The sequence below is a fragment of the Inquilinus sp. YAF38 genome (assembly GCF_052113205.1).
GTDB lineage: Bacteria > Pseudomonadota > Alphaproteobacteria > DSM-16000 > Inquilinaceae > Inquilinus.
Window position 1 is genome coordinate 38087 of record NZ_JBFRCU010000057.1, and the last position, 9272, is coordinate 47358.

Here is a 9272-nt window from a genome sequence, read left to right on the forward strand (position 1 = left end):
CGCTCAGGCTTTCAGAACATTCTCCGCCAGAACATCAGCACCAGCGTCGCCACGCCGGCGGCCAGGATCAGCAGCATCACCCATAGGAAGGCGCCCGGATCCTGTAGCCCCGGCAGGCCGGCGACGTTCATGCCGAAGATGCCGGTGATCAGCGTCATCGGCAGGAACACCGCGGTCAGGATGGCCAGCACCAGCAGGCTGCGGTTCATCGCCTCGGCCCGCTGCGCCGCGATCTCCTCCTGCAGCATGCGGGCGCGGTCGATCACCTCGTCCACGCCGCGGGCGGCGCGACGGAAGCGCTCGGCGGCGGCGGCCAGGCCGGCGCGGCCGGCCGGGTCGGCCCAGCCCGGCATGTCGTCCAGGCCGGCGGCGACCACGGCACCCTCGGGCAGCAGATGGCGGCGCAGGGTCGCGGCGCGGCGGCGGATGCGGCCGAGTGCCTGGCGGTCCTCGACCGTGCGGCTGGTCGACCGGTCGTCCAGCACCCGGTCCTCGATGCCGTCGACCTCATCCATCAGCTTCTCGACCGTCGCCTCGGCCTCCGCCGCCAGGTGCCCGGCGATCAGGGCCAGCATGCCGAGCGGGGTCTCCGGTGCTCTCCCCGCGGCCAGGCTGCGGCGGATCTCGTCGACCACGCGCAACGGGTGGCGTCGGCCGGTGACCAGCAGGTTCGGCCCGACGCAGAAGCGCAGGCGGCCGATCTGGTCCGGCTCGAAGGCGAAATCATGGTGCAGCCCGTTGGCGGCGCCGACCAGCCAGCCGTCCAGCCGCTGCATCTGGACCCGGTCGGGCCCGTCCAGCAGCCACTGCGCCACGGCCGGCGGCAGGGTGCCGTGGCGGCCCAGCCAGTGCCGGGCGCGGGTATCGGTCAGCTTCAGATGCAGCCAGACCCAGCCCTCACCCACCTCCGGCAAGGGATCGACCCCGGTCTGGCGGCAGGCGCCGGACTCGGGGTCGAAGCGGTAGGCGGCGGCGACGGCGTCGCCGAAATGGAAGCTGACCGGCGCTGCTCGCACCGCCTCCAAAGTCCGGTCCCGGATCAGAACAGGTGCCGCAGCAGCCAGTAGAGCGTGCCGGCCAGGGCGATCGAGACCGGCAGGGTCAGCACCCAGGCCATCAGCAGGTTGCGGATCGTGCTCCATTGCAGGCCGGAGCGGTTCGCCGCCATGGTCCCGGCGACGCCGGAGGACAGCACATGGGTGGTGCTGACCGGCAGGCCGTACATGTCGGCGGCGCCGATCGTCGCCATCGCCACCAGCTCGGCCGAGCCGCCCTGGGCGTAGGTCAGGTGCTCCTTGCCGATCTTCTCGCCGACGGTGACGACGATGCGTTTCCAGCCGACCATGGTGCCGAGGCCCAGCGCGATGGCGACCGCCACCTTGACCCAGTCGGGGATGAACTTGGTGGCCTGGTCGAGATAGCCGCGATACTGGGTCAGCACCTTGCCGTCATCGGCGCTGAAGGCGGGCGAGCTGGTCTTCGCCATCTGCTTCAGCGCTTCGGAGGTCAGGTACATGTCGTTGCGGATGTTGCCGGTCTGCTCGGCCGGCACCGAGGCCAGCGAGCTGCGGCCGGCGACGCTGCGGTCGATCTCATGGGCCAGGGCGACCAGCGCCGGCACCGTCTCCGGCGCCAGGGTCCGGTCGCGGACATAGGCGGTCACCGCCGCCCGTGCATCGGCCGGCGCGGCGACGTCGCCGGCATAGCGGGTCAGCACCCCGGCGGCCTGGTCCGACGCCTGCTCGAACGCGGTGATCTGCGCCTCCGGCATCGCCCGGTTCAGGGCATAGGCGGTGGGCACGGTGCCGATCAGGATCAGCATGATCAGCCCCATGCCCTTCTGGCCGTCATTCGAGCCATGGGCGAAGCTGACGCCGGTGCAGGTCAGCACCAGCAGGCCGCGGATCCACAGCGGCGGCGGCGTGTTGCCTTCCGGCGCGCGGTACAGCTCCGGCCGCTTGATCAGCGCCTTGGCGGCCAGCAGCAGCAGTGCCGCGGCGGCGAAGCCGATCAACGGCGACAGCAGGAGCGACTTGCCGATGCCCAGCGCCTGCGACCAGTCCACGCCGCTGGTGCCGGTGCCGGGGATCGCCATCAGCTGGTTCATCAGGCCGACGCCGATGATCGAGCCGATCAGCGTATGCGAGGAGGAGGAGGGCAGGCCGAAATACCAGGTGCCGACATTCCAGATGATCGCGGCGATCAGCAGGGCGAACACCATGGCGAAGCCGGCATTGCTGCCGACCTGCAGGATCAGCTCGACCGGCAGCAGCGAGATGATGCCGAAGGCGACCAGGCCGGTGGAGGTCAGGACGCCCAGGAAGTTGAAGAAGCCGGACCAGATCACCGCCACCGTCGGCGGCAGCGAGTTGGTGTAGATCACCGTCGCCACCGCGTTGGCGGTGTCGTGGAAGCCGTTGACGAACTCGAAACCGAGCGCGATCAAGAGGGCGATGCCGAGCAGGATGAAGGGCAGCAGGCTCGGCGAATGCACGTCGCCGAGGTCGTTGGCCAGGCTCCAGCCGGCATAGATCACGCCGAAGATGAGCAGGGCGATGACGGCCAGGGGCGTCAGGCGGCTCAGCCCCCCTGTCGGCCTGGTGTCGAGCACAGAACTGGTCATACGGGGCCTCGCCGGCTGCGATGGTGCGATGCGGTGACCCTACAAGCCGGATGTTACGGTTATGTTATGGTTTGCGGACGGTGGCGGGGCACGTGGCTCTTGGCCGAAAATGGTCTCATTTGGCTATGATAGTGTCGTAGCGCCGTTTTCCGGCCGATCGAGGGAGAGTGACATGGGCTTGAACAGAGCAGCCGTTTTCGCCGTCGTGGCTCTGGGCCTCGCCGGCTGCGCCGACCAGGTGCGGCCGATCATCGACCCCGCGACCTCGGTCGCTGGCGGGCGCAACTACGAATACGATGTCGGCCAGTGCCAGCAGCTGGCCAAGCAGGTCGATGCGGGCGGCCGCACCGTCGGCGGGGCGCTGCTCGGCGCCGGTGTCGGTGCGGCGGGCGGCGCGATCATCGGCGCCTTCACCGGCAATGCCGGGCGGGGCGCTGCGATCGGCGCGGGTGTCGGCGGCCTCACCGGCGTGGTCGGCGGCGGCGCCTCCGCCGCCAACAGCACGCAGAACATTGTGCGGAACTGCATGATCCGCCGCGGCTACGCCGTATTGGATTGACGGTCAGGCCGGCGTCCGCGCCGCCAGCAGGCACAGCCAGGTCCAGCCGATGGTGGCGGCCAGCACGGCGGTGACCTCGCCCTGGTCGTAGGGCGGGCAGGTCTCGACCACGTCCGCCCCGACCCAGCCGACATCGCCCAGCCGGCGCAGCAGCGCCAGCGCCTGCCACGGGAACAGGCCGCCGGCCTCCGGGCAGGCGACGCCGGGCGCCAGGCCGGGGTCGATGCCGTCGATGTCGAAGGTCAGATAGGCCGGGCGGTCGCCGAGCACGGCGCGGATCCGCTCGACCGTCCGGTCGATGCCGTCGAGATGGATGCTCTCGGCGGACAGGCCGGTGACGCCCTGGTCCCGGGTCCAGGCCGCGGTGGCGCGGTCGACCGGGCTGTGCAGCCCGACCTGCACCGTGGCCCGCGGGTCGACCAGGCCGCGCCTGATCGCATGGCGCAGCCAGGAGCCGTGATAGATCGGTGCCGTGGGCGTGCCGGCCCAGGTGTCGACATGGGCATCGAACTGCATCAGCGCCAGCGGGCCGTGCTTTGCCGCCGTAGCCTCCAGCAGCGGCAAGGTGACGGTGTGGTCGCCGCCGAAGGCCAGCAGGCGGGCGCCGGCGCCGATCTGTTCCGCCGCCGCGGCGCGGATCGCCTCCAGGCTGCCGGCGATGTCGGCGGTGATCGGCGCGGCGTCCCCGGCGTCGTAGAGATCCAGCCGCTCCTCCGGGCTCAGGCCGAGGTCGGGATGGTCGTCGCCGGTCAGCGTCCGGCTGGCAGCGCGGATGGCGCCGGGGCCGAAGCGTGAGCCGGGCCGGTTGGTGGTGCCGAAATCGAAGGGCAGGCCCAGCACCGCGGCGGCGGGGCGGCCGCCCTCCGGCCGGGTGCGGTGCGGGGCGTTGAGGAAGGTCGCGATGCCGGCGTATGGGGGCAATGATCTCTCCGTGTGCGGGGGGGATGGTTCGCGATGGCGGATCGTCACTCAGGCCGGCGGAACGCCTCGTCGATCGGCACCTGCAGGCCGTTGACCAGGCGGTTGGTCTCGTTCGCCATGCCGACCACGGCCAGCAGCTCGCCCAGCATCTCGTCGGTCATGCCGGCCTTGCGCGCCGCCACGCTGTGCGAGGCGATGCAGTAGCCGCAGCCATTGGTCGTGCTGACGGCGAGATAGACCATCTCCTTCACGAGCGGGTCGAGCGCGCCGGGCGCCATCACCTCCTTCAGGCTCTCCCAGGTCCGCTTCAGCGTCGGCGGGTGCATCGCCAGCGCCTTCCAGAAGTTGTTGACCTTGTCGATCCGACGAGTGGTCATGATGTCGTCGTAGACGGCGCGCACCACCGGCGACGTCTCCTCGTATTCGACCAGACCCGATGCCATGGCGATGCTCCTCGCGATTCCGATGCGGGCAGGGTGGCACGGCCGGGCGGCCCCGTCATGGGGCCTGGCAAACCGTCACAATTGCGCAGGTGACAAGCCGGATCGGTCCCGGTTATGGTTGCGTCGCTGTCGTCCCGACCAGCGGATTCGAGCACGCGAATCCCGGCGGTTGACTCTGTCCCGACCATCACTATACTCCGCGCGCTTCGGAGCCCGAGGGCCCCGAAGCTTAAGTCGTTCGCGTGGCCGCTCCGGCCCGTGGGCGGACATGAACCAGCAGACCCGGCGTTGCAGGTCAGGTCCCGGTGGGGCAGGGCAGCGGCGGCGCCGAAGGTGGCAACCGCAAGGAGAGCGACGTGGCACGTATCGCCGGCGTCAATATTCCGACCCAGAAGCGCGTCCTGATCGCGCTGACCTACATCCATGGGATCGGCCGTCACGCGTCCCAGAGCATCATCGACAAGGTCGGCATCCCGGCCGACCGGCGCGTCAATGAGCTGACCGAAGACGAGATCCTGCGCATCCGCGAGTCGATCGACGCCGACTTCACGGTCGAAGGCGATCTGCGCCGCGAGACGGCGATGAACATCAAGCGGCTGATGGACCTGGGCTGCTACCGTGGCCTGCGTCACCGCAAGGGCCTGCCGGTCCGCGGCCAGCGCACCCACACCAATGCCCGTACCCGCAAGGGCCCGGCGCGGCCCATCGCGGGCAAGAAGAAGTAATCGGAAGGCGAGCGAACCATGGCCAAGCCAGCAGCTGCCACCGCGAACGCCCGTCTGCGTCGTCGCGAGCGCAAGAACATCACCTCGGGCGTCGCCCACGTGAACTCGTCCTTCAACAACACGGTGATCACCATCACCGACGCGCAGGGCAACGCCATTGCCTGGTCGTCGGCCGGTGGCATGGGCTTCAAGGGCAGCCGCAAGTCGACTCCCTACGCCGCCCAGATGGCCGCCGAGGATGCCGGCCGCAAGGCGCAGGAGCATGGCATGCGCGTGCTCGAGATCAACGTGAAGGGCCCCGGCTCCGGCCGTGAGAGCGCCCTGCGCGCGCTGCAGTCGGTCGGCTTCCAGATCACCTCGATCCGCGACGTCACGCCGATTCCGCACAACGGCGTCCGTCCGCGCAAGAAGCGTCGCGTCTAAGGGCTGCCCGGCCCGCCGGCCGCCGCCCCCCGGTTCTCCGGGGCGCGCGCGGACGGCGGGCCGGTGCCCTTGCGCGGTTTCAGCCGGCCGATCCGGGACAGGACCACTGGCCACAGGGTCCAAGAATGGGATCGGGAGGGGGCTTCGGCCTCCGTCGGCATTTTCGGCCGTATCCGGCCTCTCGTGGCAGAACAGGATGATATGACAGTGCTTCAGCGCAACTGGCAGGAACTGATCAAGCCCAACGCTCTCGACGTCCAGCCGGGCGACGATTCCCAGCGCAAGGCGACCCTCGTCGCCGACCCGCTCGAGCGCGGCTTCGGCCTGACCCTCGGCAACGCCGTCCGCCGCGTGCTGCTCTCGTCGCTGCAGGGCGCCGCGGTCACCGCGATCCACATCGACGGCGTGCTGCACGAATTCTCGTCGATCCCGGGCGTCCGCGAGGACGTCACCGACATCGTCCTCAACGTCAAGGCGCTGTCGCTGCGCATGCACGCCGAGGGCCCGAAGAAGATGCGGCTCAACATCGAAGGGCCGAAGGTGGTCAAGGCCGGCGACATCGTCACCGGGCCGGACATCGAGATCATGGACCCCGAGCTGGTGCTGTGCACCCTCGACGAGGGCGCCAAGCTGGCGATGGAGTTCACGGTCAACAACGGCAAGGGCTACGTCCCGGCCAGCATGAACCGGCCCGAGGACGCGCCGATCGGCCTGATCCCGGTCGACGCCCTGTACAGCCCGATCCGCAAGGTCTCGTACAAGGTCGAGAACACCCGCGTCGGCCAGGTCACCGACTACGACAAGCTGTCCCTGACGATCGAGACCAACGGCGCGGTGACGCCGGAGGATTCGGTGGCCCTGGCCGCCCGCATCCTGCAGGACCAGCTGCAGCTGTTCATCAATTTCGAGGAGCCGTCGCGCGACCATCGCGAGGAGACCTCGGAGGACATGCCGTTCAACCGCAACCTGCTGCGGAAGGTGGACGAGCTCGAGCTGTCGGTGCGCTCGGCCAACTGCCTGAAGAACGACAACATCGTCTACATCGGCGACCTGGTGCAGAAGACCGAGGCGGAGATGCTCCGCACCCCGAACTTCGGCCGCAAGTCGCTGAACGAGATCAAGGAAGTTCTCTCGACCATGGGCCTCCATCTCGGCATGGAGATCCCGAACTGGCCGCCGGAGAACATCGAGGATCTCGCCAAGAAGCTCGAAGAGCCGTTCTGATCGGCTGCCCGATCCTCGGTTGATCGAGGTTTTACCCCCGCCGTTCTGTCCTCGCCGAGGGCAGGCGGCGGGTCCCGCCATCGGACCCCCGCGGGGGCCGCGCCTTGAGGAGAGACCGCCATGCGTCACGGCGTTTCCGGACGTAAGTTCAGCCGCACCAGCAGCCATCGCAAGGCGATGTTCGCCAACATGGCGGCGGCTCTGATCACCCATGAGCAGATCAAGACCACCCTGCCGAAGGCGAAGGATCTGCGCCCGATCGTCGAGAAGCTGATCACCCTCGGCAAGAAGGGCGGCCTCGCCAATCGCCGCCTGGCCTATGCCCAGCTGCGCGACGACGATGTGGTGACCAAGCTGTTCTCGGTGATCGCCGAGCGCTACAAGACCCGCAGCGGCGGCTATTCCCGCGTGCTGAAGGCCGGCTTCCGCTACGGCGACGCCGCCCCGATGGCGGTGATCGAGCTGGTCGAGCGCGACCGCGACGCCAAGGGCGCCGCCGACAAGGTTCGCGACGCCGAGATGAAGGCCGCGGCGGGCGAAGCCGAGGGCGCCGAGGGCTGATCGGCCCGACGACGGTGAACGGATCGAGGCCCGGCGCAAGCCGGGCCTTTTTCGTAGGTGATGACGGATTGGTCGGTTCAATGCCCGCGCTCGGCGCCGCCATTGACCTGGATCACCTGGGCGGTGACATGGGCGGCGCCGGGCGAGGCCAGCCAGGCCACGGCGTCGGCAATGTCGGCCGGCAGCCCGGCGCGGCGGGTCGCGGTCTCGGCGATCAGCGCCGCCTGGCGCTCGGCCGAGAGTCGGTCGGCGAAGAACTCGGTGTCGCGGATATAGCCGGGCGCGACGATGTTGACGGTGATGCCGCGCGGGCCGAGGGCGGCGGCCAGGTCGTAGCCATAGGGGTGCAGCGCGGCCTTGGCGGCGCCATAACAGCCGGCGCCGGAGCCGCGATAGGCGGCGATCGAGCCGATCAGCACCACCCGCCCGCCGGGCGCGCGCAGCCGGTCGCGCAGCCCCTCGGTCAGCAGCACGGCGGACAGCACGTTGCCGGCGAAATTGTCGGCCCAGCGCCGGGCCACCCCGGCCAGCCCGTCGTCGTAATGGCCCGGCGGCGCCTRCAGGATGGCGTTGCCGCCGGCCGCATGCACCAGCACGTCGACCGCGGGGAAGCGGATCTCCCGGCACAGGGCCTCGACCCGGTCGGGCTGTGACAGGTTGGCCGCCAGCGGCAGCACCGGCGGCGCGGCCGGATGCTCGCGCCGGATCGCCTCCGCCGCCGCCTCAAGCATGCCGGCGCGGCGGCCGAGGATCACCACCTGCTCGCCTTGACCGGCGAAGTGCTTGGCCACGGCCAGGCCGATGCCCGTGCCGCCGCCGCTGACCACCACGATGCGTGCCATCGATCCGTTCTCCTTCTGTGATGGCCGGAACGTGGGACGGTGCCGCGCATACTTCAAATATGAGATCATGAGCGTCTGATATCCGGAGAGTATCAGCCGATGATCGAGCTCCGCCTCCTGCGCCAGTTCATCGCCGTGGCCGAGGAGCGGCATGTCCGCCGCGCGGCGGAGCGCCTGGGCATGGCGCAGCCGCCGCTCAGCACGGCGATGCGGCGGCTGGAGGATGTGATCGGCGCGGCGCTGTTCGACCGCAGCCGCCGCCGGGTGGCGCTGACCCCCGCCGGTACGGCGCTGCTGGAGGAGGCACGGCGCACTCTGGCCCAGGCCGAGCACGCGGTGGCGGTGGCGCGCCAGGCGGGGCAGGGGCTGACCGGCCTGCTGCGCGTCACCTTCGTCGGCAGCGCCATGTTCGAGCGCCTGCCGCCGCTGCTGAAGGCGCTGCGCATCCGCCACCCCGGCCTGGCGCTGGATTTGCGCGAGGCGACGACGATGCGGCAGCTCGACGATCTGCGCGGCGGCCGCGGCGATCTCGGTTTCGTCATTCCGCCGCTGCCGGACAGCGAGGGGTTGGAGCAGCGCCCGGCCTGGGCCGAGCCGATGGTCGCGGTGGTGCCGGCCGATCATGCGCTGGCGGGGTCCGGCCGGATCGATCTCGCCGACCTCGCCGCCGAGCCCTTCGTCATGTTCCCGCAGGGCGAGGGGCCGGGCTTTCACGCCGCCATTCTCGAGGTCTGCGCCGCCGCCGGCTTCGTGCCGAGGGTCGCCCAGTCGGCGCATCAGATGCATGCCATCGTATCGCTGGTCGCGGCCGGCTTCGGCGTGTCGCTGGTGCCGGCGTCGCTGCGCCGGCTGCGGCCGCACGGCGTGCGCTACCTGAGCCTCGCCGGCCGTGCGCCGCAGGCCCGGATCGCCGCCGTCTGGCGCCGCGGCGACCGGTCGCCGGCGCTGCTG

At 70.2% G+C, this 9272-nt stretch carries 11 protein-coding genes; 6 read left to right on the top strand and 5 right to left on the bottom strand.

Going from position 1 to position 9272, the window contains the following annotated elements:
* Positions 1-11 precede the first annotated feature (11 nt).
* Together AB4Z01_RS23020 and AB4Z01_RS23025 are read right to left on the bottom strand one after the other, a co-directional pair.
* Positions 12-1016, bottom strand: coding sequence for a CorA family divalent cation transporter (locus AB4Z01_RS23020; protein ID WP_441697948.1), 1005 nt, complete (start codon positions 1014-1016; stop codon positions 12-14).
* 23 nt (positions 1017-1039) lie between these two features.
* On the bottom strand, positions 1040-2623 hold the full coding sequence (locus AB4Z01_RS23025; RefSeq protein WP_441697950.1) for an inorganic phosphate transporter: 1584 nt from the start codon (positions 2621-2623) through the stop codon (positions 1040-1042).
* 172 nt (positions 2624-2795) lie between these two features.
* Between AB4Z01_RS23025 and AB4Z01_RS23030 the strand changes: the two genes are divergently transcribed.
* The gene (locus tag AB4Z01_RS23030) at positions 2796-3182 is read left to right on the top strand and encodes a glycine zipper family protein (protein WP_441697951.1); all 387 of its coding nucleotides are present in this window, start codon (positions 2796-2798) and stop codon (positions 3180-3182) included.
* Between the two features lie 3 nt (positions 3183-3185).
* Here the strand turns inward: AB4Z01_RS23030 and AB4Z01_RS23035 are convergent, their stop codons facing one another.
* Both AB4Z01_RS23035 and AB4Z01_RS23040 read right to left on the bottom strand, forming a co-directional pair.
* Complete coding sequence (locus tag AB4Z01_RS23035; RefSeq protein WP_441697953.1) at positions 3186-4103, bottom strand: arginase family protein; 918 nt, start codon at positions 4101-4103, stop codon at positions 3186-3188.
* A gap of 44 nt (positions 4104-4147) precedes the next feature.
* The gene (locus AB4Z01_RS23040) at positions 4148-4546 is read right to left on the bottom strand and encodes a carboxymuconolactone decarboxylase family protein (RefSeq protein WP_441697954.1); all 399 of its coding nucleotides are present in this window, start codon (positions 4544-4546) and stop codon (positions 4148-4150) included.
* Between the two features lie 356 nt (positions 4547-4902).
* Here AB4Z01_RS23040 and rpsM point away from each other — a divergent pair, with 356 nt between their 5' ends.
* The 4 genes from rpsM (at position 4903) to rplQ (ending at position 7479) form a co-directional block, all read left to right on the top strand.
* Entirely contained in the window at positions 4903-5271 is a 369-nt protein-coding gene (gene rpsM / locus AB4Z01_RS23045) for a 30S ribosomal protein S13 (RefSeq protein ID WP_441697962.1), read from the top strand.
* A gap of 18 nt (positions 5272-5289) precedes the next feature.
* The gene (gene rpsK / locus AB4Z01_RS23050; protein WP_309791678.1) at positions 5290-5694 is read left to right on the top strand and encodes a 30S ribosomal protein S11; all 405 of its coding nucleotides are present in this window, start codon (positions 5290-5292) and stop codon (positions 5692-5694) included.
* A gap of 207 nt (positions 5695-5901) precedes the next feature.
* The gene (locus AB4Z01_RS23055; protein WP_441697964.1) at positions 5902-6918 is read left to right on the top strand and encodes a DNA-directed RNA polymerase subunit alpha; all 1017 of its coding nucleotides are present in this window, start codon (positions 5902-5904) and stop codon (positions 6916-6918) included.
* 120 nt (positions 6919-7038) lie between these two features.
* Positions 7039-7479, top strand: coding sequence for a 50S ribosomal protein L17 (gene rplQ / locus AB4Z01_RS23060; protein ID WP_441697957.1), 441 nt, complete (start codon positions 7039-7041; stop codon positions 7477-7479).
* A 77-nt stretch (positions 7480-7556) separates the two neighbouring features.
* Here the strand turns inward: rplQ and AB4Z01_RS23065 are convergent, their stop codons facing one another.
* A complete protein-coding gene (locus AB4Z01_RS23065; protein WP_441697959.1) occupies positions 7557-8321 on the bottom strand; it encodes an SDR family NAD(P)-dependent oxidoreductase in 765 nt (254 codons plus the stop codon).
* Between the two features lie 99 nt (positions 8322-8420).
* Here AB4Z01_RS23065 and AB4Z01_RS23070 point away from each other — a divergent pair.
* The coding region (locus AB4Z01_RS23070; RefSeq protein WP_441697961.1) for a LysR family transcriptional regulator at positions 8421-9272 on the top strand (852 nt) is incomplete at its 3' end.

Coding starts and splice junctions, on each gene's coding strand:
- AB4Z01_RS23025 (WP_441697950.1), bottom strand. CDS start 2,623: ATGACCAGTTCTGTGCTCGACACCAGGCCGACAGGGGGGCTGAGCCGC.
- AB4Z01_RS23030 (WP_441697951.1), top strand. CDS start 2,796: ATGGGCTTGAACAGAGCAGCCGTTTTCGCCGTCGTGGCTCTGGGCCTC.
- AB4Z01_RS23040 (WP_441697954.1), bottom strand. CDS start 4,546: ATGGCATCGGGTCTGGTCGAATACGAGGAGACGTCGCCGGTGGTGCGC.
- rpsK (WP_309791678.1), top strand. CDS start 5,290: ATGGCCAAGCCAGCAGCTGCCACCGCGAACGCCCGTCTGCGTCGTCGC.
- rplQ (WP_441697957.1), top strand. CDS start 7,039: ATGCGTCACGGCGTTTCCGGACGTAAGTTCAGCCGCACCAGCAGCCAT.